This window comes from Paraburkholderia sp. J69-1 (assembly GCF_905220255.1).
GTDB lineage: Bacteria > Pseudomonadota > Gammaproteobacteria > Burkholderiales > Burkholderiaceae > Paraburkholderia.
Map to the genome: position 1 here is coordinate 1 of NZ_CAJMZG010000038.1, position 21,909 is coordinate 21,909.

Here is a 21,909-nt window from a genome sequence, read left to right on the forward strand (position 1 = left end):
CTCGCAGTCATAGCCACGGTCCGCGTAAATGACCTTGGGTTTCTGAAGTTGCCGCCCACGTAAGCCGCGAATCGATGGAATGGCATCAAGCAGCGGCAGCCGCTGGGTGAAGTCGTTGCGATTCGCGCCAATGAGGATCGCGCTGACAGGAACGCCAATGGCGTCTACCGGGACGTGGTACCTGGAATCTGGTCGCGCGTGATCTGTGGGGTTCGGACCAGGCAGTATGACTTTCCGTGAGGTACAGGCTGGCCCGACGTGAGGAGTCAAACGCGGGTTAGCATTGCTGCCAGAGCCGCACGGTGTGGGCAAAGCCACACCCGGCGATTTCCACCACGGAGGCCAGCATGGACCACGATAGCACGGTGTACGTTGGGTTGGATGTCCACAAAGAGTCGATCACGACAGCTTACGCGGTCGGGATGGGCGATGTGGAACTGCTGGGCAGGATCACGGGACTGCCAAGGGTGATATCGATCGTCTGTGCAAACGCTTGCATTCCAAGGGCCGGCGTGTGCATGTCGTCTACGAGGCAGGACCGTGCGGTTATGGACTCTACCGTCAACTGGTCGCGGAAGGATTCGAATGTATGGTATGTGCACCGTCACTGATTCCCAAGAAACCCGGTGAGCGCGTAAAAACGGACCGACGTGACTCGATCAAGCTGGCGCATGCACTGCGTGCTGGTGATTTGTCGGCCGTACACGTCCCCGGGATCGAGGACGAAGCTTTTCGCGATCTGGCCCGTGCGTGGGTAAGCGCCAAGGATGATCTGAAGCAGGCCCGGCAGCGGTTGAAGTCGTTCTTGCTCTCGCACGGAGTTCGATATCCTGGCAAGGCTGACTGGGGATCTTCATATCGACGCTGGGTAAGTCAACATTCGTTCAGCAACGAATGGCAACAATTGGCATTCGAAGAACATCGCCGTACTCTTGGGGACCGCATGGCGCAATGCGAGCGTCTTGAAGCGGCTTTGCGCGACTCGGTGGTCAACTGGCGGTCTATCCTGCCGTCCTGGGATTGCAGGCAATGCGTGGTGTCCAGTTCACCACGGCTGTCGGGATGCTCGCCGAAGTGGGCGATCTCTCCCGCTTCGAGCATCCGCGCCAACTGATGGCCTGGCTTGGTGTGACGCCATCGGAGCACTCCTCGGGCGATAAGCGGTGGCAAGGCGGCATAACCAAGACCGGCAACAGCTATGCCAGGAAGTTGTTGATCGAGGCAGCCTGGAGCTACCGACATCAGGCTCGCGTAAGCGAGAACATTGGACGTCGGCATCCGGGTCTCCCCAAGCCCATCATTGATCGCGCCGGGGACGCACAGCTTCGACTGTGTCGACGTTATCGCAAATTAGCTGCACGCGGGAAAAAATGCTAACACCGCAGTCGCTTCTTGCCTCGGGGCTTGGGCGAAGGCAGCAATGGCTCGGACCGGTACATTCCTCACGTGCGAGAGAGCAGGCAAAGCGACGAATAACCGGTGCTGAAATCGTCCATCGCAATACCAATGCCGCGTGCGCGAAGCGAATCCAGCACCGAACCCATGCAGATTGCGCGCAGGAATCTGATTATTGAGTCAGCAGGTCAAAGCCGTTCGAACACCGTTACGTTGGCGAGACCGCCACCCTCGCACATGGTCTGCAAGCCAAATCGCTTATTGCCAACGTGCAGTGCGTGAATGAGTGTCGTTGCCAGTTTGGTGCCCGATGCGCCGAGCGGGTGCCCCAATGCAATGGCGCCACCGTTGACGTTCAAGCGCGCGGGATCGGCTTCGAGTGCGTTCAGCCACGCGAGCGGAACGGGCGCGAATGCTTCATTCACCTCGTAAAGGTCGATATCGGCAATCGACAGGCCGGCTTTCTTCAACGCGCGCTGCGTAGCGGGAATAGGCGCTTCCAGCATGATCACCGGGTCGTGTCCGGTCACGGACATATGATGCACGCGTGCAAGCGGCGTTACACCCAGCAATTTGAGACCTCTTTCGTTGACGACCATCACACCGCTCGCCCCATCGCAGATCTGGCTGGCCGATGCGGCACTGATCACGCCGTCCTCGAGAATAGGCTTGACGCCGCGGATACCGTCGAACGTGGCATCAAAGCGGATACCTTCGTCGATCGTATGCGGCAACGCTGCGCCCTCGCCCTCTGCCGTGCGAACCGCGACGGGCACGATTTCACGCTCGAATCGGCCCGCTTTCGTCGCAGCGATTGCGCGCCGATGACTCTCGAAGGCAAACGCGTCGAGCATATCGCGCGAAAAGCCGTATTTCGCGGCGATCATCTCCGCGCCGATGAACTGACTGAACTCGACATTCGGGTAGCGCCGCTGCATGCCGGGGCTCACGTAAAAGCCGAGATTGTTCTTCAACGGCAACGTGGTCGGTAATCCCATGGGCACCCGCGACATGCTTTCCACTCCCGCTGCCATGACGATGTCCATCGTGCCGGACATGACCGCTTGCGCCGCGAAATGCAGTGCCTGCTGGGACGAGCCGCACTGACGATCCACCGTTGTGCCCGGTACGGTTTCCGGCAAACGCGAGGACAGCACGGCGTTGCGGGCGATGTTCATCGCCTGTTCGCCGGCTTGCCCGACACATCCCATGATCACGTCGTCGATCATTGCCGGGTCCGCGCCCGTGCGCTCGAGCAATGCGTTCAAGACCTCGGCGGCGAGATCAGCTGGATGCCATCCGGAAAGCCGTCCATTCCTTCGGGCGCCCGCCGTGCGGGTGGCTGCAACGATATAGGCTTCTGACATGCGCGTCTCCATGATTGTTTAATTAAGCTGCATGAGCGGCGGCATGGTAGCGCGCGCCACTCGCTGCCATCGCTCTCATCTTTGCGGTGGGCCGGTACGCCGCGCCGTGGCAAGCGTACTGGTCGCACAGCCGGACGACCTCTTGCGCGCCGAGCCAGTCGGCGTATTTAAGCGCCCCGCCCAGCCACGCCGGAAAGCCGATACCCAGCAACAGTGCTGTATCCAGTTCCGCCGCCGATGCCACGACGCCCTCTTCCAGCGCGATAGCCGCTTCGACGAGAACCGGCAGCATCATGCGCTCGACGATCTCCTGATCGGAGAATTCGCGCGTTCCGTCCGCTTGGAGGGTCGACAGCAGCGCACGTGTATCGCCCGCTGCGCGCTTGCATAGCTTGCCATTGTCATCGCGCGTATAGGCATAGAACCCCAGCCCGCTCTTTTGTCCCAGCCGTCCGCGACTCGCCATCAATCCAAGGGCGTCATGTTGCATCGCGGGCATGCGCGCCGGGTAGCCCGCCGAGATCACATCCACCACATGGCTGCTCACGTCCATGCCGATCACATCCTGCAACCAGGCCGGCCCCATCGGCCAGCCGAACGCCTCCATCACGCGATCGATCTGTTCGAAGTCGGCTCCCTGTTCGATCAGTTGCACAAACGCACGTACATAGGGCGTCAGAATGCGGTTGACGAGAAAGCCGGGGCAGTCTTTGACAACGATCGGCGTTTTGCGCATTGCCAGCGCATAGCTCACCACGGCCGCGACTGCGGCATCGCTCGTCTGCTCGCCGCGAACGATCTCCACGAGCGTCATGACCGGAACCGGATTGAAGAAGTGCATGCCCACGAAGTTGCGCGGGCGCGCCAGCGGTGCCGCGATATCGTCGATGCGCAAACTCGACGTGTTCGAAGCGATCACGGTGTCCTCGCGCACCTGGGTTTCGAGTTCACTCAACACACGCTGCTTGACCTCAAGGTTTTCGACCACGGCTTCCACGACGATGTCGACGTGACGAAACCCTGCGAAGTCGAGCTGAGGCGAGATTGTCGCGAGTGTGCGCCCGGCATCCTCGTCCTTCATGCGCCCGGCCTTTACCTGGCGTGCGAGCACATTGGCCGCTTCCTGCAAGCCGGTCTCCAGCGGCGCCGGATGAATATCCTTGAGCGCGACCGGAACCCCGGCAAGCACACTTGTAGAGGCGATGCCGCCGCCCATCACGCCTGCACCGAGTACGGCTGCCTGCCGTACTTTCCCGGTCGTGCCTGCAATGTCGCGGTATCGCTTTTTCAGTTGCTGATCGTTCAAAAAAGCCTGCACCAGCGATGCGGCGGCCTGCGTCTTCGCAACGCGTGCGAATGCCTCAGTTTCCAGTTTGATGGCGGCGTCACGTGCCACATGGATGGATTCGCGCAGCAGTTCGACGGCAGTGAGCGCAGCAGGAAGATGACGCTTGCTCGCTTGTGCCGCGCGCACGGCGAGCTGGGTTTCGGCTTGCATGTTCGACTGCGCGTCGACGGCCAGCGGCAGGCGTTTGCGCGCTTGCGCCGCGCGCCAGTCGATTTCGCCATTGGCCGCACGCCGCAGCAGTCCCAACGCGGTTTCGCGCAGCGAGGCCGCCTCGCAGACTTCATCGACCACACCGGCTTCGCGCGCCGCGGTTGCGGACGCAGGCTTCCCGCTGACGATCCATTCCAGCGCCACCGCCACGCTGGCGACACGGGGCAAGCGTACGGTTCCGCCAAAGCCCGGAATCAATCCGAGGTTGACTTCCGGCAGGCCGATTTTTGCCGTCGACGCCATCACCCGCAACGCGCCAGACAGCGCCACCTCCAGGCCACCACCCAGCGCGATGCCGTTAATGGCGATCACACTGGGCACACCGATATCTTCGAACGCCGAAAAAACACGGTTCGACGCAGCCGTACGCGCCATCAGATCGGGCGCGGGCAACGCGAAGAACTCGCCGAATTCCTTGATATCCGCGCCGACGATAAAGCCGTCTTTCGCGCTCGTCACCAGCACGCCGCGGATCGACGCGTCATTCGCGATAGACGAGGTGGCGTCGGCCAGCTCGTCTATCGTGCGCCGGTCCAGCTTGTTGATCGCGTCCCCTTTGCGCTCGAACGTCAGCTCGACGAACCCGTCGCCAAGCGCAGTGACGGCGATAGTGTCTCCCTGGAACAATGCCTCTCTCCTTCATCGTTTTATCGCAGTGGCACACCGGATGCCGGTGCGGGGCTGCGGACACAAGCCTCACGGCCTGGCCGCCCATATTGCCGATTATCGGAACAGGGCGGCACGCGTGCCTCATTCGAAGTGATGAATTTGCAGGCCCGGCGACCTTCGCGCCGCGAGCCGCCAGCTGCGCTGCGCCGATGGCGCGCGATTTCATCCCTTCGGATGAATCGGTGGCGACCGGACAGCAGTACCTTATGCTAGAAGATCGCAGCAGGACCCCATGCCGGGCCGCTGGCGACGCACAGGCCATGACCATTAGAGTCACATTAGCGCCATAACCGGAGACGAACTTGCAACTGACGCAGAGCTTCCACAAGGCCGCGCTTGAGCAGCCCGATGCCTACGCCACCGTATTTCGACAGCGCAAGACCACGTTCGCGCAGTTCGTCGAGCGGGTGTCGCGTGTTGCCGGGGCCTTGCACGCATTGGACGTGGCGCATGGAGACCGGATCGGCATGCTGGCGCTCAATTCGGATCGCTATATCGAGTACGTCTTCGGTACGCTCTGGGCCGGCGCCGTCGTCAACCCGGTCAACACGCGCTGGAGCGTCAGTGAAATCGCCTATTCGCTGAACGATTGCGGCACCGCGATCCTGTTCATCGACGAAACGTTTGCCCATCTTGCCCAGCCGCTTCGCGAGCGTTGCCCGGTCCTGCGGCACGTGATCTGGTGCGGCGAAGGCGTGCCGCCCGCCGGGATGCACGGCGACGATTACGAGGTATGGCTAGGCCGTGCCACCCCGGCCGCCGACGCCCAGCGCTCGGGCAACGATCTCGCGGCAATCCTCTATACCGGCGGCACCACCGGCGTACCGAAGGGCGTCATGCTCTCACACGCCAACCTGGTCAGCAATGCGCTGTGCGCCCTGGCCGCCGCGTCGCGTCCGGTCGTGCAGGCCGTACTCCATACCGCACCGCTCTTTCACATCGGCGCGATGGCGCTCGTGTTCCAGGCCGCGCTGCGCGGCGCAAAGCACGTCGTACTGGGCGGCTTCGATCCTGGAACCGTCATCGAGACCATTGCCGCAGAGCACGTGAACGAGACCTTCGTGGTGCCCACCATGATCAAGGCGATGCTCGATCATCCGGGCTTCGCCACACATAAGCTCAGCAGCCTGACAAGCGTGCTCTACGGCGCTGCACCGATCGACTCCACGCTATTGCAGCGCGCGCTGGGCAAGCTGCCGGCAAGCCAGTTCGTGCAACTTTACGGCATGACCGAAATTGCGCCAGTGGCCGCCGTCCTGCCTGCGCACTGTCACACGCCCGATAGCCAGAAGCTCAAGTCCGCCGGGCGGCCCGCGCCCATCTGCGAGATCCGTATCGTGGACCCGGCATCCGGTGAGCCGCTGCCGACGGGACAGGTCGGCGAGGTCGCGGTGCGCGGCCCCAGCGTGATGATGGGCTACTGGAACAAGCCGGAGGAAACCGCCAAGGCGCTGCGCAACGGCTGGATGCACACAGGCGATGGCGGCTATATGGATGAAGACGGCTATCTGTTCATCACCGACCGCATCAAGGACATGATCATCAGCGGCGGCGAAAACATCTACTCGACCGAAGTCGAAAACGCCCTGCTCGCGCACCCAGCGGTCGAGGCGTGTGCCGTGATCGGCATCCCGGACGAAAAGTGGGGCGAAACCGTTCATGCCGTGATCGTCCTGCGCGCGGGCCACAAGCTGACGCTGGAGGAAGTCAGGGACCATTGCCGCCAGTTGATTGCGGGCTACAAGTGTCCGCGCAGTGTCGCGTTTCACGCTGAGCTTCCGCTCTCGGCGGCAGGCAAGCTGCTCAAGTACAAGCTGCGCGAAGCCTTGGTGAAAAACCCTGCGCCGGCATCTAACACACCAGCCTGAAGCGAGACCATCAACATGACCGAAACCAACGTCGAACTCGAATTTGACGGCGCGGTCGCCGTCCTCACACTCAATCGCCCCGACGTGTTGAACAGCATGACGCCTGCGCTGGCACGCGATGCGCGCGCAGCCATTGCACAGGTCAACGAAACGCCCAGCGCCCGTGCGCTGATGATCACCGGCGCTGGCCGCGCTTTCTGTGCGGGCGCGGAACTCAAGGACGCGTTCCTGAACGGCAGCGCCAACCAGTCGGCCGGCGAGCAACTCGACGTCACCATGCGCGACGACTTCAACCCGTGGGTCACCGATCTGGACCAGATGCGCATTCCCGTCATTTCGGCGGTCAATGGCGTGGCGGCAGGCGCAGGCGTGGGCCTCGCGCTCGCAGCGGATATCACCGTGGCGGCGCGCTCCGCGTCCTTCATCCTCAGCTTCTGCCCGAAGCTCGGCCTGATTCCCGATGTCGGCACAACCTGGTATCTGCCGCGCCGCATTGGCCTCGCACGCGCGACGGCGCTTTCGCTGCTCGGCAACCGGCTCGACGCGCAGGAGGCCGCGCAGTGGGGGCTGATCGCACAATGCGTCGACGATACGCAGTTGCTCGATACGGCGATGGAGATGGCCCGCACGCTCGCGCGCCTGCCAACTGGCATCGCGCTCGAACTCAGGCGCGCGCTCAAACACTCGCAATCGAATTCGTTGAGCGCGCAACTTGACTACGAGCGCGAACGGCAATGCACGCTGATCGAATCCGCGGCGTTTCGCGAAGGCGTCAATGCCTTCCGCGAAAAGCGCGCGCCAGTTTTCGGCTGATCATCCGGTCATCGATGCGCGTCAGCCGCAATCATCGACTGACGCGCGCGGCGTATTCGCGGTTGACGTCGCGCGTGTCGAGTTCGCGAGTCCAGCACGCGAACTCCAGGCAAACGCCATCGGGATCGAAAAAATAGACGGATCGCACATACACTTGGGCGCTGACCGTCTCGCTGATCTGGGAGGCCGAATCGTCGTGATTCAGGACGCGCGAAATCTCGATGCCTTTCTCGACGAGTCGTGCAACATAGGCATCGAACTTCTCCGGCGGCACGCTCAAGGCCAGATGATTCATCGACCCATGCGCGGAAACGAGCCCGCCGCCGCCCGGCAGCGTGGCTGGCGCGGCAACGCCTGGCGCCGCATCGGGTGCATCGCGAAACCAGAAAAACGCCAGCGAATCGCCATTGCCGATATCGAAAAAGAAGTGCTGCCCCATGCCGCCGGGAAGATCGATGGTCTTGATCAACGGCATGCCGAGCAGGTCGCGGTAGAACGCCACCGTTCGGGTCATATCCTTGCAGACCATGGCCACGTGGTGAACGCCACGAAACTCAAACTCCGTATTCGGCTTGCGTTGCATCTTGTCTCCTTCACTGTGTTGTGCGTCGTTCGCGCGTGAATACCGTGAACTTTACGAGATGCGCGCGGTGGCGTCGAACGATTTTGCCCGCACGGAAAGCCCACGCGCTATGCCACAATGCTGGGGCTCCTTCGCGATGGGAAGCGCAACGGCGTTGCGTGCCCGTGCCGAATTCGCGTGCCGCGCTGCTGTGCTGATTCTGCGCGCCTTATCCGTGTTATCCCCAACCCATTCCTTTGCGCGTTTGCCTACCGTGTACTCGCCGCCCCCGAAATTCCAGCCGCCGCCGTTGCAGTCCTCGCACCTGAGACGCGAACGCCTGATCACGCCCGCCAGTCGCGCCGAGGGTATCCGCCTCGTCGTGATGCATGCGCCAGCGGGCTTCGGCAAGACCGGTGCAATGCTCGATCTTCACGCCGCCTGGACACACGAAGGCATGCGCACCGTATGGATACGGTTGGGCGCCGGGGACAACGATTTTCCGGTGTTCCTCAAAGCCCTCAATGGCGCCGTCGATCTGCTGGAGACGAGCGGCGCAGAGGCGCCCGCGATCGAGGCGCAAGACGTCGCGGACACGCTCGCGAGCCGTCTGGGCCGTCTGCCTGATCCGTTCGCGATCTTTCTGGACGATTTCGAAGCGTTGCTCAATCCGGAATCGTCCGAATACCTGCGTGAGTTGCTGGCGCAGATGCCAGCTCACGGCACACTGGTCGTCGGCTCGCGCGTGGTGCCGGCGCTCGGTCTGGGCCGCCTGCGCGCGCAGGGAGAACTGCTGGAGATCCGCGCCGAGGACCTGCGCTTCACGCTCGAAGAAACCTCGGCGTACTGGTCGCGCTACGTCAGCCAGCCGCTGCACGCGCAGGCACTCAGCACGCTCCACGCGCGCACCGAAGGCTGGGTGGCGGCTATCCGCCTGGGCGTGCTCTCCATGTCCCGCAGCCAGGATACGGCGCATTTCATCGAAGCGTTCTCCGGCTCCCACGCGGCCGTGGCCGAGTATCTTGCCGAGGACGTGCTGGCCAGACAGCCGCCCGAAGTGCGCGAGTTCCTGCTGCGCACTTCGTTGCTGCGCTCGTTCAACGCCAGCCTGTGCGATGCGATGACTTCACGCCGCGACAGCACGCGCATGCTCGCGCAACTGGCGGACGAAAATCTGTTCCTCGTGCGTGTCGATGCTGCCAGCGAGTCCTATCGCTATCACAGTCTCTTTGCAGGCTTTCTGCAGGCCCGCCTCGCGCTCGAATACAAGGCCGATGAAATCGACGAGATGCACCGCACGGCAGGCAACTGGTATGCCGATAACAACGAGCCGGTTCGCGCCATCGAACATGCACTGCGCGCCGACACGCCCCGTGCGCTTGACCGCCTGCAACAGCACGCCGAAGCGATTCTCTGGCAGGGGCGCGTGCGTCTGCTCGCGCGCTGGTTCGACGCGTTGCCCGAGCAAAGCCTGTCGAACCGCCCTCGCCTGCGCCTGATCCACGCATGGGCCTTGACCTTTCTGCATCGCAGCGACAAAGCGCTGCAAATGCTGGAAGGGATGCAGGAAGCGGGAGAGCGCGACGCGGAAATCGCCGCTCACATGCTCGCTCTGCATGCATTCATTCTCGCGCTCACCGACAAGCTCGACCGCGCTTTTGCAGCCTGGCAATCGTGCGCGCCGACGCTGTCCCCGGCCCACGCATTTCCGTACGGCATTCAGCTCAATTCGCATGCTTGCTGTCACATCTATCTCGGCCATTTCGACGAAGCGCGCAAGATGCTCGATCGTGGGCGGCAAGTCCACGGCGCGAACGGCGCGGGGGCGAACATGCGCGTCGCGCATTGCCTCGAAGGGCTGATCGACCTCACCCAGGGACGACTGCGCCAGGCGCTGGCGCGCTATCGCGGCGCGCACCGGCCGGACCCCGGCTTGCAGGATGCGCGCTTCGACGGTCAGGAAATCGCCGGCGCCTATCTGGCGGAAGCGCTGTACGAAAGCGGCCAGCTCGCCGAAACCCAGCATCTGCTCACGTCCTATCTGCCGCTGATTCGCGCGGCGGCGCACAACGATCCGCTCATCGTCGCCTTCATGCTGTTGTGCCGCTGCGCACTCGCACAAGCGCGCGACGAAGACGCCATGCTGTGGCTGCACGACTGCGAGCAGATGGGCTACCGCACCGGGCAATTGCGCATGGTGGCCTGCGCGCGGCTCGAGCGATCGCGCATTGCCCTGCTGCGAGGCGATCACGCCGGCGCACGCGCCGAGCTCGACGCCGCGCAGGCGCTCAATGCGTGGTCGTTCGGCGCTGCGTTCACGCCGCATGCCAACGACGTCGAAACCCTCGACCTCGCGCGCTGGCGGCTTGATATCGCCTGCGGCAACGCTGGCCAGGCGGCGCAAGAACTCCGCGCTTCGCTCGCGCAGGCACAAAGCGCAATGCGCTGGCGTCGCGCCCTGAAACTGCGCCTCATGCTCGCGCTCGCCCTGCATGCCCACGGCGAGATCGAGCCGGCGCGACGCGAGTGTCTCGAAGCGCTCGAAATTGCCGCCAGCGAAGGCTTCGTCAGCATGGTCCTCGACGAAGGTACGCCGATGCTTCGTCTCCTGAAAACCGTTGCGCAGTATCCAGGGCACGCTGTCACAGGCAGCGTGACGGCGGCCGCGTTCATGTATCAGTTGCTGGACGCACTCGAAGCGCGTTACGCAAGCGCTGGCACAGTCGCCGCAGCATCGCCGGCGCAGACGAATGAGGCCCACTTACCCGAATCGCTGACCCGTTCCGAGCGCAAGGTACTCGTGCTGCTCGCGGAAGGCCTCAGCAACAAGGCGATGGCCGAAAAGCTGTTTGTTTCGGAGACGACGGTCAAAAGTCATCTACGCGGCATCAACCTGAAGCTGAATGCCACCTCGCGCACGCATGCGGTCTCGCTGGCGCGCAAGGCGGGGCTGCTGCCCTGAGGCGCCGCGCTCCGCCGCCATACGCGCGCGTCAGTCCATGTGCTCGCGCAGGCCCAGCGAACGCCCGATGATCTCCAGCATGATTTCGGACGTCCCCGCAAAAATGCGCGAAACCCGCGCGTCGCGATACATCCGGCTGATGCGGTACTCCTCCATATAGCCCGCGCCGCCGTGCAACTGCAGGCAGGCGTCGATGAGCCGGCCTTCGAGCTCCGACGTCAGCAGCTTTGCCGAAGCCGCCGTTGCCGCATCGAGCCCCCCGGCGTTGTGCTCCATCACGAGCATGTCGATCCACGCCTGCATGGCGTCGAGTTCCGCGTGCTGGCGCGCCAACACGAAGCGTGTGTTCTGGAACGCGCCGACTGGCCGCCCAAACGCCCGGCGCTCTTTCACGTAGTCGAGCGTGAGGTCCAGCGCCACCTGCGCATGCGCAACCGACTGGCAGGCGCTCAACAGGCGCTCTTCGGCGAGCCCTTCGGCGAGATAGGCGAGCGCCTTGTCCGGCTCGCCGAGCAGATTGGCATGCGGCACGAACACCTCGTCGAAGAACAGCTCGGCGGTGTCCTGAGCGTCGAGGCCCAGTTTATTCAGGCGGCGGCCGCGCTCGAAACCCGCCATGCCGCGCTCGACCAGAAAGAGCCCGAATGCGCGCGGCTGCTGCGGGTCGGTACGCGCGACCACGATGACCGTGTCCGCGTTGATGCCGTTCGAGATGTAGGTCTTGGCGCCGCTCAGCCGCCAGCCGCCTTCGACCTTGCGCGCGTGCGTGCGGATACCCGCGAGATCGGAACCGGTGCCGGGTTCGGTCATGGCGATGGCGAGGATACGCTCGCCACGCGCAGCCTCGGGTAAGAGCCGCGCCTTCTGCGCCTCAGTGCCCAGGCGCGCGATATACGGCGCAACCAGCCGCGAATGCAAGGTCAGATACACGCCGATATCGCCGTGGCGGATCATTTCCTCGTACACGATCTGCTCGAAGCGGAAATCGTTCACGCCCGCGCCGCCGTACGCCTCGTCGGCCCACATCAGCAACAAGCCCTGCGCGCCCGCCGCTTCGAACACCGAACGGTCACAACAGCCTGCAGCGCGCCACGCATCGACCTGGGGCGCGACTTCCTTCTGGATAAAGCGAACCACGGATTCGCGAAACAGCTCGTGTTCGGCTTCGAAGATCCTGCGTCGGGTGCTCATACGTGCTCCGGCTCGTCATCGTGAGAGTGATGCTGCGCATGGCAGCCTGCGATCGATTATCGCCATGCGCGTACAGGCAGGCCTCATTCGAAGTGATGAAATTGCGAGACGCGAGCGCGCCGGTGTCGACCCGGCGTGGCGGGATTTCATCCCTTCGAACGGCGCAGCGCGGGATGGCGAGCCACATAATTTTTTGACCGCGCAGCAGGTGCGAACACCCGCGCGGGCTTCGTTTCCACTCCTTACGACACCGCCGCCATGACCCCGACCGAATCCGCTGCAACCCTCGTTGCCTGCCAGCAAACCGTTCTGCGCTTCTACTACGCGCTCGACAGAAACAATTATCCGCACGCGATGGCGCAGGTGACGCCGGGCTGCCTCTGGGAGCGCGGCGGCGTGCTGCTGCAGGGCCGCGAGCAGATCGAGGCGTCGGTGCGCAGGAAGTCGCCCACCCAGGTCGCGCGCCACATCGTCAATAATTTTGCCGTGCTCAGGCAGGACGCAATGAGCGCCACCGCAGTGTATTGTCTGGTTCTGCATCTCTATGACGACGGCTCCCAACCGAGCCTGCCGGTGCCGGGTTCCACGCCTTTCCTGATGGTGGACGTCACCTGCGAATTCAAGCGCGAAGACGATCACGCCTGGCGCATCCAGCAACTCGACGTCACGCATACCTTCAGCTACGCGCGGGAAGTAACCACGCCCCTGCTGGCCGCGAACGCACGCAAGTAGGCCGCTGTCCCGCATCTCATCCGCTCATATCGACTCTTTATGGATTTCTCCCTGACTTCCGCGCAACTGGCGCTGCAGCACAATGTCCGCGACTTCATCGCGGAGCAGATCATTCCGCTGGAGAAAGACCCGCGGATCACGCCCCACGGACCCAGCGAGGCGCTGCGCGAAGAGCTCGTCGAAAAAGCGCGCGCAGCGGGTCTGCTGACGCCGCACGCGTCACGCGAGCTGGGTGGTCTTGGCCTCTCGCATGTCGAGAAGGCCATCGTGTTCGAGGAGGCCGGTTATTCGACGCTCGGTCCCAGCGCGATGAACATCCACGCACCCGACGAAGGCAATATCCACCTGCTCGAAGCGGTCGCCACCGCGGCGCAGAAAGCGCGCTGGCTCGTGCCGCTCGTACAGGGCCGCATCCGCTCGTGTTTTGCCATGACAGAGCCGCCGCCCGGCGCGGGCTCGGACCCGGCCATGCTCGCCACCACGGCGGTGCGCGACGGCGACAGCTACGTGATCAACGGCACCAAGTGGTTCATCACCGGCGCGCAGGGCGCGGCGTTCGTCATCGTCATGGCGAAGATGGAGGACGGCTCGGCCTCCATGTTTCTCGCCGATATGAACCAGCCCGGCATCGAGCATGTGCGCACCATGGACGCGCTCGATACCTGCTTCACGGGCGGCCACGGCGTATTGCGCTTTCACGATCTGCGCGTGCCCGCCAGCGATGTGCTGGGCGAACCCGGTAAAGGCTTTCGCTATGCTCAGGTGCGGCTCGCCCCGGCACGGCTCACGCACTGCATGCGCTGGCTCGGCCAGGCGCGACGCGCTCACGAGATCTGCCTCGAACACGCGCGCAACCGCCAGGCCTTCGGGCAAATGCTCGGCCAGCACGAAGGCGTGAGTTTCATGCTCGCCGACAACGCGATGGACCTGCACACCGCGCGCCTGCATATCTGGCATACGGCGTGGCTGCTCGATCAGGGCGAGCGCTGCAATTTCGAATCGAGCCGCGCCAAGGTGGTCTGTTCGGAAGCCGAATGGCGCGTGGTCGACCGCAGCGTGCAGATTCTCGGCGGCCAGGGCGTGACGGGCGAAACGATCGTCGCACGCATCTTCGCCGATATGCGGGCGTTCCGCATCTATGACGGCCCGAGCGAAGTGCACCGTTTCAGTCTCGGTCGCAAGCTGCTCGCGGGCGCCTGAACCGCATCGTCACTGCCTGGACGGGGCTGTTCTACGGCCCCGCTTTTTCTGCACATAGCTGCTTGATCGCGCTTAACCGGTCCTGCTGCGGCGGGCACACCGCCAGCCCAGTTCGGCCAGCGGCTTCACCTTGTCGGCCATGCTCGCCGCGTCTGCTGAAGATGCGTTGCCGCCGGCCGCCCGCGCCGCCACACCCTGCAGGATCGCCGCCATGCGAAACAGGTTATAGGCAAGGTAGAAGTCCCAGTGGCGGATGTCGTCGATGCCGCGCGCCCGGCAATAGTCCTCGACGAAGGCATGTTCCTGCGGAATGCCCAGCGCCATCAGATCCACGCCCGCCACGCCGCGCCACAGATCGGGCGGCACGCACCACGACATGCAGAAGTACGAAAGATCCGCCAGCGGATGCCCCAGCGTGGAAAGCTCCCAGTCGAGCACGGCCACGACCCGCGCTTCGGTCGGATGAATGATCAGGTTATCCATGCGCATGTCGCCGTGGACGATACGGGTCTCGTCGCCTTCGGGCACGTGTGCGGGCAGCCAGGCCATGAGCGCGTCCATCGCGTCGATCGGCGTGCCCTGCGCGGCGCGGTACTGTCGGCTCCAGCGATCGATCTGGCGTACGAAATAATTGCCCGGCCGACCAAATGTGTCGAGTCCCACCGCACGGTAATCCACGCCATGCAGCGCGACCAGCACGCGATTAATATCGGCATAGATCGCCTTGCGCTCTGCTGCGCACAGCCCCGGCAAGGTCGGATCGATAAAACTGCGACCGCGCACGAATTCCATCAGGTAAAACGGCGTGCCCAGCCACGCTGCGTCGTCGCACCAGGCCACCATGCGCGGCACCGGCACGCCGGTCCCGGCCAGCGCCTGCATCACCCGGTACTCGCGGTCGATGGCGTGTGCGGACGGCAGCAACGCACCAGGCGGCTGTTTGCGCAGCACGAACGCGGCGCTGGCACTCTCCAGCAGAAAGGTCGGATTGGACTGACCACCCGACAAGGGGCGCACGGCCAGATCCTGCGCGTCGATGCCGGCCAGGTGCATCCAGGCGGCGAGTCGTTCGAGGTCCGGCACGCCGCGCCCGGCAGCGCTCAAGGAGGTCGATAGTGCGTTGGAAACGCAGGACGAAGAGGACATATCAGCCGCTCGCAGCAAAGTCAGCCAGTCAAAGGGAAGAGACGAGATGCCCGCCGTCGACGGCAAGTATCGAGCCGGTCATGAAGGTCGAGGCATCGGAGGCCAGCAACAGCAGCGGCGCATCCAGCTCGCGTGCCTGCCCGAGCCGGCGTTGCGGCACGCGGCGAATCAGTGCCTGGCCCGCATCGGTAGCGAAAAACGCCGCGTTGAGTTCGGTTTCGATATAGCCAGGTGCAAGCGCGTTGACGCGCACCCCATGACGCGCCCATTCGAGCGCAAGCGCCTGGGTGAGATGGATGAGCCCCGCCTTGGCGGCCGCGTAAGCGGGTACCTGCTGCGCCACGCGCAGGCCCAGGATCGACGCGATGTTGATGATGGTGCCCGCGCCGCGCTCCACCATGCGCTGCCCGGCCGTCTGCGCGACCCGCCACGCGCCGTTCAGATTGACGTCGATGACCTGGCGCCAGTCATCTTCGCTACACGCCACGGCGGGACGCGTCAGCGCAACGCCCGCGTTGTTCACGACGATCTGCACTTCACCGCCGAGCTGCGATCGCGCCGCGTCGAAAGCGCCGTTCACCGAAGCAGCCTGCGTCACGTCCATCGACACCACACACGCCTTGCCGCCCGCTTGTGCGATACGCGCCGCGAGCGCGTCGCCCGCTTCCAGTCGACGCCCGGCAAGCGCGACGTGCACGCCGGCGGCCGCCAGCACCGTGGCGAAATGACTGCCCAGTCCGCCGAACGCGCCCGTGACCAGGGCCCGCTTGCCGCGCAGGTCTTCGAACATTGCCTTCCCTCTCATCGTGATGTGGTGATGTGCTCATGCAGTGCTTGCCGGATCGGCTCACCGATTATGGGTAGAAAGCCAGGCATCGCGCCTCATTCGTTGGGATGAAATACGGCTGCCTGCTTCATGAAGCGCCGCGAGATGCTGCGAATTCATCCCATCGAATGAGGCGCACGCGGCGGCGGCTGACCATACTGGCCTGCGAACCCTACATCCCTTTCGATTACCATGAACGACGCTTATCTTTACGACGCCGTGCGCACGCCGCGCGGTAAAGGACGCCCCAGCGGCGCACTGCACGAGATCACGCCGGTCTCGCTGGCCGCGCAAACACTGCAGGCGCTGCGCGAGCGCAATGGCTTCGATCCTCGCGCGATCGAAGACGTCGGCCTGGGCGTCGTGATGCCCTGCGGCGAGCAAGGCGCCGATCTCGCGCGCACGGCAGTACTGGCGGCCGGCTTCGGCGACACGGTGCCGGGCTACCAGCTCAATCGTTACTGCGTATCCGGCCTCGATACGGTCAATCAGGCCGCCGCCAGCGTCATGGCGGGCCTCACGGAGGCCGCAATCGGCGGCGGCGTGGAGTCGATGTCGCGCGTGCCGATCGGCTCAGACGGCGGCGCGATCTATTCGGACCCGGCCATTACTCGCCATTACCCGTACATGCCCAACGGCGTCGCCGCCGATCTGATCGCCACGCTCGAAGGTTTCACGCGCGAGGCCATCGACGCCTACGCCGCGCAAAGTCAGCACCGGGCCGCCCAGGCCCGCGCGCAAGGGCTGTTCTCTCGCTCGCTGGTGCCCGTGCGCAACACGCTCGGCGAAATCGTGCTGGCACAGGACGAAGCCATTCGTGCGGAAACGACCCCGGCCGAACTCGCGAAGCTCGCGCCCGCGTTTGCCACTGCGGGCAAGCTGGGCTTCGACGCGATCGCATTGCGCGGGCATCCGGCGCTCGAAGGCGTCTCACATGTGCATACGAGCGGCAATTCCAGTGCGATTGTCGACGGTGCTGCCACCGTGCTGATCGGCAGCGAGCGCTTTGGGCTGCTCAACGGCCTCCAGCCACGCGCGCGGCTGAGCCATTTCGCGTCGCTGGCGAGCGACCCGGTGATGAGCCTGGGCGGCCCGGTTCCCGTCACGCGCAAGCTGCTCGCACACGCCGGTCTCACTATCGCCGACATCGATCTGTTCGAGGTCAACGAGGCGTTTGCCGTCGTGCCGCTGGCCTACCAGCGGGCCTTCGATATCGACCCCGAACGGGTCAACGTCAATGGCGGCGCGATCGCGCTCGGGCATCCGCTTGGCGCCACCGGCGCGATGCTGGTCGGCACGATGATCGACGAACTCGAACGCCGCGGTCTTCGGCGCGGCATCGTCACGCTCTGTGCAGCCGCGGGCCAGGCCACAGCCACCCTGATCGAGCGCGTTTGAACTCGCCTGATTGCCGCGTGAACCCAACCTCACCTTCTGCGACTATGAACACACTCTCCCTTGCGTTAGACCCAGCGGGCGTGGCGCTCGTCACGCTGCACCGCCCGTGCCTGCCTGCTTATGTGCCTTCCGACGCGTTCATGGCCGACATGCAGCAGGTCGTCGAGCGCATCCGCCAGGACCCTGCCATCGTGGGCGCCGTCATCACATGGGACGACGGGCACGGCACGCCCGATTGCGATATCGAAGCCCTCGGTCAGTTCATCGAAGCCACAAACACGCAAGGCCGCCCGCCGGTCGCCGCATTCCTCGCGCAAAACCAGTTGATGCGCTCACTGGAGACCACCGGCAAGCCGGTTGCGGCAGCGATGCATGGCGCAGTGAGCGGCGGCGCGCTGGAACTGTGCCTCGCCTGCCACTACCGCGTGATTGCCGATGCCGAAGGAAGCGCCGTCTCGCTGCCCGCCATCCAGACCGGCCTTCTGCCCGCGAGCGGCGGCACGCAGCGTCTGCCACGCCTGATCGGTATCGAGGCCGCGCTGCCGATCTTGCTGGACGGCCATGCCGTATCGCAAGCGCGTGCACGCGAACTCGGTATCGTCGATGCAATCGTGCCGCGCGCCGATCTGCTCGCTCATGCGCACGCCTGGGTACGCGCGCATCCCGATGCAAGCCAGCCCTGGGACCGCAAAGGCTGGCGTATTCCGGGCGACGCCGGCGCGCTGGCGGAACACGCGCCGCGCAGCTTCTACGCCGGCATGGCACAGGTGCGCGGCCGCACGCACGATAACTATCCGGCACCGCTTGCGCTGCTCTCAGCGGTCTACGAAGGCACGCAGTTGCCGCTGGAGCGAGGCACGGCAGTCGAAGCACGTTACGCCGCGCAACTGGCCGTCGATCCCGTGACGCGCAACCTCGTGCGCACGCTCTTCGTCAATCGCGCACGTTGCGAACGGCCCGCTTCGCGCCCGGCCGCTCCGCCGTCTTCGAAGGTGATGAAGCTCGGCGTGCTGGGCGCGGGAATGATGGGCGTCGGGATTGCGTGCAGCGCCGCGCAGGCGGGGCTGACTGTGGTGCTGCTCGATGCTTCGTCCGAGCAGGCCCGCGCAGGCAAGACGCGCGCCGTGGAGAGTGCGCGTCGCATGGGCGGTGAAGTGGGCCGTGAAGTGGGCGGTGAAGCGGCCGCAGCACAGTGCGACGCGCGCATTACGGCGACCGCGCGCTACGACGATCTGCGTGAATGCGATTTCGTAATCGAGGCGGTTTTCGAAACACGCGCGGTGAAGTCGGAGGTGCTGGGACGTGTATGTGAAGTGCTCCATGGCGATGCGATCCTCGCGTCCAATACGTCGACACTACCGATTAGCGGTCTGGCGACGCTCAGCGATCGCCCCACCCGTTTTATCGGCATGCATTTTTTCTCGCCGGTCGAGCGCATGCCGCTGCTGGAAATCATCGTTGGCGAGCAAACTTCGCAGGAGACGCTGGCCCGCGCGATGGATCTCGCGCGCACGCTGCGCAAGACGCCGATCGTAGTGAACGACAGCCCCGGCTTCTTCACGAGCCGCATCTTTTGCAGCTATGTCGACGAAGCGATGGCGATGCTCGCCGAGGGCGTGGCGCCAGCGCTTGTCGAGAACGCCGCGCGCATGGCCGGCATGGCCGCGAGCCCGCTTGCGGTGCTCGACGAAGTCTCGCTCGATCTCCAACTGCGCGTGGTGAACCAGGCGATCGAAGACGGACTGGACGAACGCTTTCTACGCAGCCACGCACGCCCCGTGATCGCGCGGATGAACGCGCTTGGCCGCACCGGGCGCAAGTGCGCAGCGGGTTTCTACGTGTACCCGGAAGGCGGACGAAAACACTTGTGGAGCGGACTCGTGGGCGAATATCCGCTCAAGGCCGATCAGCCCGACGTGGAGGTCGTCAAGCAGCGCCTGCTGTATATCCAGGCACTGGAAAGCGTGCGATGTCTCGACGAAGGTGTGATCACGTCGGCCGCCGACGCCGATATCGGGGCGATCCTCGGGCTGGGCTTTCCGTCCTGGACGGGCGGCCCTCTCTCGTTGATCGAGACGGTGGGCGTGGCCCGCTTCATCGCCACCTGCGAAACGCTGGCGGCCGCGCACGGTGCGCGCTTTTCACCGCCGCCGTCGCTGCGCTCACGCGTCGCCTGAAAGCTCCTGCGGCTGCTCCAGTTCCTTCAGCCAGCGCCAGAGCGTGGAGCGACTGATGCCGAGCTCGCGCGCCGCTGCGGTCGGACTGCCGCCGGCGCGGCGGATCGCATCGCGCACGCGTTCTGCACGACGGGCAGGATCGACGTCGCCGGCGTCGGCAGTCGGCTCACCGTCCGGGAAGATTTCTGGGCAGTCGTGCCTTAAAGCGTCGTACGGCACCTCGTCCAGCGTCGCAAACTGCAGCAGAAAAACCGCGATGCGCTCCGAAAGATTTTCCAGTTCGCGCACGTTACCCGGCCATTCGTAAGCCGTGAGGCGCTGCATGAGCGGCGCGAGCGCAAGGCGGGCGTCGAGCGTCGAACCAAAGCGCGCCAGACAACGCGTCACGATGGGCAGAACGAGCGCGGCGATATCCTCGCGGCGCTGGCGCAGCGGCGCGAGCGCGAGACGCAAGGTGTTGAGCCGGTAATAAAGATCCTGGCGAAAGCGCCGTTCGGCAATCAGCTCGGTCAACGGCTGATGCGTTGCGGCGATCACGCGGATGTCGATGGGAATCGGCGCCGTCCCGCCGAGCCTCATGATTTCGCGCTCCTGCAACACGCGCAAAAGACGCGTCTGCAACGGCAAAGGCATGTCGCCGATCTCGTCGAGAAAAAGCGTGCCGGTGTGTGCGGCCTCGAACAGTCCACGCTTGCCGCCGCGACGCGATCCGGTGAACGCCCCTTCGTCATAGCCGAACAATTCGCTTTCGAGCAGCGACTCGGGAAACGACGCGCAATTCACCGCAACGAACGGCTGTCCCGCACGGTCGCTCTCGTTGTGCATCGCCTGGGCGAACACTTCCTTGCCCACGCCGCTTTCGCCGGTAATCAGCACGTTCAAGTCGGTGCGTGCAAAGCGGCGCGCGCTGGCGATCACATCGCGCAACGCCTGGCTCGTGCCGATGATGCTGTCGAAACTGTGCCGGGCCGCGTGCTGCTGGCGGCGCTGCATGGCGCGCAGGCTCGTATCGGCGGCTTCGATATTGCGCGCGTCGTAGAGCGTCAGCGCCGCGCCGACGATTTCGCCGTGCTCGCGAATCGGCGTGCGATGCGCAACCCAGTTGCGCTGCGCGAATCGCTGCGCCACGGCGCGCTCCTGCTGGCCGCTGTCGAGTGTGGCACGCAGCGAAAGCGCAGGCTCCACGCTCTGCAGCACCCGGCCCTCGAGCCGCTCTCCATGGCCGCCCAGCAACTGCTGCATGGGCGGATTGACCGCGATAATGCGTTCCTGCCGGTCCACCGCGATCACGGCTTCCTGCAGGTTGTGCAGGACGCTGTGCAACTGTTCGTAGCGTCCGGCTTCCAGCCGTGCGACGCGCGCCAATTCGAGCGCGTCGTCGAAACCCTTGCGGATGCTCGCAGGCGAATACGCCAGCAAACCGTGCAAACCGGCCTCCTGCGCCAGTTCCACCACGAGACTCGATCCGACGATGGCCTCATAACCCGCGCGGCGCAGCGCTTCGAAATGGATGCGTGCATCGTCCGGCGTTCGATAGGCATGCTGACGAACTTCAATATTCAGCAGATCTTTCACTGCGTCCAGTTCGGGAATCGTCGTGCCGTACATTACGACGCCGACCCGCGCCGCCACCTCGCGTGCCTTGATCAAGGCCTGCAAGAGATCGAAACCCGTGACCTGGATCGTGGCGACCGGCGTTTGCAGTCCCGCGCGCAGGATGCTCGCGTTTGAGCCCGCGCTCACGAAGGCGTCCACCGCGCCACGCTCGATACGATCGCGCGCGATCGCCAGCGCTTCGTCAAACGAACCGTCGACCAGTTCGATGTCGGCGCGTCCCGTGTATTCGGCGACCACCGGCATCGCCAGTTCGCGTATCTGCCGGTAGCCGAGAAAGCACAGACGAGGACGTCCCGTCCGGAAGTACGCAGCAGCATTCGGATGCATAACGTTGTCTCATTGAAACGTGGCCGACGTTTCACGATTGTGCCATGAAACAAGGCATTTTCGAGCCGCCCCATCGACATCGAATCAAATCAAGCGCTTAC

14 protein-coding genes and 2 pseudogenes are annotated in these 21,909 nt (G+C 64.3%); 8 read left to right on the forward strand and 8 right to left on the reverse strand.

The annotated features are described in order from the left end of the window. Positions 1–219, reverse strand: a pseudogene (locus U5A67_RS38700) (transposase); the annotation flags it as partial. A 128-nt stretch (positions 220–347) separates the two neighbouring features. Between U5A67_RS38700 and U5A67_RS38705 the strand changes: the two are divergent. Beyond that, positions 348–1,377, forward strand: a pseudogene (locus tag U5A67_RS38705) (IS110 family transposase). Positions 1,378–1,583: 206 nt separating this feature from the next. Here U5A67_RS38705 and U5A67_RS38710 read toward each other — a convergent pair. Together U5A67_RS38710 and fadB are read right to left on the reverse strand one after the other, a co-directional pair. Further along, positions 1,584–2,762 carry an acetyl-CoA C-acetyltransferase gene (locus tag U5A67_RS38710; RefSeq protein ID WP_321818550.1) on the reverse strand — a complete coding sequence of 393 codons (1,179 nt, stop codon included), beginning with the start codon at positions 2,760–2,762 and terminating at the stop codon, positions 1,584–1,586. A gap of 22 nt (positions 2,763–2,784) precedes the next feature. After that, positions 2,785–4,947, reverse strand: coding sequence for a fatty acid oxidation complex subunit alpha FadB (gene fadB / locus U5A67_RS38715; RefSeq protein ID WP_321818549.1), 2,163 nt, complete (start codon positions 4,945–4,947; stop codon positions 2,785–2,787). A gap of 344 nt (positions 4,948–5,291) precedes the next feature. On the opposite strand from fadB, the gene U5A67_RS38720 reads away from it, so the two are divergent. Next, positions 5,292–6,857, forward strand: a complete 1,566-nt coding sequence (locus tag U5A67_RS38720; protein ID WP_321818548.1) for a long-chain-fatty-acid--CoA ligase — start codon at positions 5,292–5,294, stop codon at positions 6,855–6,857. A gap of 15 nt (positions 6,858–6,872) precedes the next feature. After that, the gene (locus tag U5A67_RS38725) at positions 6,873–7,670 is read left to right on the forward strand and encodes an enoyl-CoA hydratase-related protein (protein WP_321818547.1); all 798 of its coding nucleotides are present in this window, start codon (positions 6,873–6,875) and stop codon (positions 7,668–7,670) included. 31 nt (positions 7,671–7,701) lie between these two features. Here the strand turns inward: U5A67_RS38725 and U5A67_RS38730 are convergent, their stop codons facing one another. Beyond that, the gene (locus U5A67_RS38730) at positions 7,702–8,253 is read right to left on the reverse strand and encodes a VOC family protein (protein ID WP_321818546.1); all 552 of its coding nucleotides are present in this window, start codon (positions 8,251–8,253) and stop codon (positions 7,702–7,704) included. Between the two features lie 289 nt (positions 8,254–8,542). Here U5A67_RS38730 and U5A67_RS38735 point away from each other — a divergent pair, with 289 nt between their 5' ends. Next, positions 8,543–11,194 (forward strand): LuxR C-terminal-related transcriptional regulator, encoded by a 2,652-nt coding sequence (locus U5A67_RS38735; RefSeq protein WP_321818545.1) that lies wholly within the window; start codon positions 8,543–8,545, stop codon positions 11,192–11,194. A gap of 30 nt (positions 11,195–11,224) precedes the next feature. Here U5A67_RS38735 and U5A67_RS38740 read toward each other — a convergent pair whose 3' ends face one another. Then, positions 11,225–12,385, reverse strand: coding sequence for an acyl-CoA dehydrogenase family protein (locus tag U5A67_RS38740; protein ID WP_321818544.1), 1,161 nt, complete (start codon positions 12,383–12,385; stop codon positions 11,225–11,227). A 258-nt stretch (positions 12,386–12,643) separates the two neighbouring features. Between U5A67_RS38740 and U5A67_RS38745 the strand changes: the two genes are divergently transcribed. Continuing rightward, positions 12,644–13,117: a nuclear transport factor 2 family protein gene (locus U5A67_RS38745; protein WP_321818543.1), complete on the forward strand. Its 474-nt coding sequence runs from the start codon at positions 12,644–12,646 to the stop codon at positions 13,115–13,117. Between the two features lie 39 nt (positions 13,118–13,156). Then, positions 13,157–14,317 (forward strand): acyl-CoA dehydrogenase family protein, encoded by a 1,161-nt coding sequence (locus U5A67_RS38750; protein WP_321818542.1) that lies wholly within the window; start codon positions 13,157–13,159, stop codon positions 14,315–14,317. 72 nt (positions 14,318–14,389) lie between these two features. On the opposite strand, the gene U5A67_RS38755 is transcribed toward U5A67_RS38750, so the two are convergent. Both U5A67_RS38755 and U5A67_RS38760 read right to left on the reverse strand, forming a co-directional pair. Then, on the reverse strand, positions 14,390–15,463 hold the full coding sequence (locus tag U5A67_RS38755) for a phosphotransferase family protein (protein ID WP_415768293.1): 1,074 nt from the start codon (positions 15,461–15,463) through the stop codon (positions 14,390–14,392). Positions 15,464–15,491: 28 nt separating this feature from the next. Beyond that, positions 15,492–16,253, reverse strand: coding sequence for an SDR family NAD(P)-dependent oxidoreductase (locus U5A67_RS38760; RefSeq protein ID WP_321818541.1), 762 nt, complete (start codon positions 16,251–16,253; stop codon positions 15,492–15,494). A gap of 228 nt (positions 16,254–16,481) precedes the next feature. Here U5A67_RS38760 and U5A67_RS38765 point away from each other — a divergent pair, with 228 nt between their 5' ends. Then, a complete protein-coding gene (locus tag U5A67_RS38765) occupies positions 16,482–17,687 on the forward strand; it encodes an acetyl-CoA C-acetyltransferase (protein ID WP_321818540.1) in 1,206 nt (401 codons plus the stop codon). Positions 17,688–17,731: 44 nt separating this feature from the next. Further along, a complete protein-coding gene (locus U5A67_RS38770; protein WP_321818539.1) occupies positions 17,732–19,864 on the forward strand; it encodes a 3-hydroxyacyl-CoA dehydrogenase NAD-binding domain-containing protein in 2,133 nt (710 codons plus the stop codon). On the opposite strand, the gene prpR is transcribed toward U5A67_RS38770, so the two are convergent. Continuing rightward, positions 19,850–21,808: a propionate catabolism operon regulatory protein PrpR gene (prpR, locus tag U5A67_RS38775; protein ID WP_321818538.1), complete on the reverse strand. Its 1,959-nt coding sequence runs from the start codon at positions 21,806–21,808 to the stop codon at positions 19,850–19,852. The two genes, U5A67_RS38770 and prpR, sit on opposite strands and share 15 nt — an antisense overlap. Between the last annotated feature and the right edge of the window lie 101 nt (positions 21,809–21,909).

What these genes read in the sequence shown, in the direction of transcription:
- prpR (WP_321818538.1), bottom strand. Translation starts at nt 21,808, where the DNA reads ATGCATCCGAATGCTGCTGCGTACTTCCGGACGGGACGTCCTCGTCTG.
- U5A67_RS38710 (WP_321818550.1), bottom strand. Translation starts at nt 2,762, where the DNA reads ATGTCAGAAGCCTATATCGTTGCAGCCACCCGCACGGCGGGCGCCCGA.
- U5A67_RS38755 (WP_415768293.1), bottom strand. Translation starts at nt 15,463, where the DNA reads ATGTCCTCTTCGTCCTGCGTTTCCAACGCACTATCGACCTCCTTGAGC.
- U5A67_RS38760 (WP_321818541.1), bottom strand. Translation starts at nt 16,253, where the DNA reads ATGTTCGAAGACCTGCGCGGCAAGCGGGCCCTGGTCACGGGCGCGTTC.
- U5A67_RS38750 (WP_321818542.1), top strand. Translation starts at nt 13,157, where the DNA reads ATGGATTTCTCCCTGACTTCCGCGCAACTGGCGCTGCAGCACAATGTC.
- U5A67_RS38745 (WP_321818543.1), top strand. Translation starts at nt 12,644, where the DNA reads ATGACCCCGACCGAATCCGCTGCAACCCTCGTTGCCTGCCAGCAAACC.
- U5A67_RS38730 (WP_321818546.1), bottom strand. Translation starts at nt 8,253, where the DNA reads ATGCAACGCAAGCCGAATACGGAGTTTGAGTTTCGTGGCGTTCACCAC.
- U5A67_RS38770 (WP_321818539.1), top strand. Translation starts at nt 17,732, where the DNA reads ATGAACACACTCTCCCTTGCGTTAGACCCAGCGGGCGTGGCGCTCGTC.
- U5A67_RS38725 (WP_321818547.1), top strand. Translation starts at nt 6,873, where the DNA reads ATGACCGAAACCAACGTCGAACTCGAATTTGACGGCGCGGTCGCCGTC.
- U5A67_RS38765 (WP_321818540.1), top strand. Translation starts at nt 16,482, where the DNA reads ATGAACGACGCTTATCTTTACGACGCCGTGCGCACGCCGCGCGGTAAA.
- U5A67_RS38740 (WP_321818544.1), bottom strand. Translation starts at nt 12,385, where the DNA reads ATGAGCACCCGACGCAGGATCTTCGAAGCCGAACACGAGCTGTTTCGC.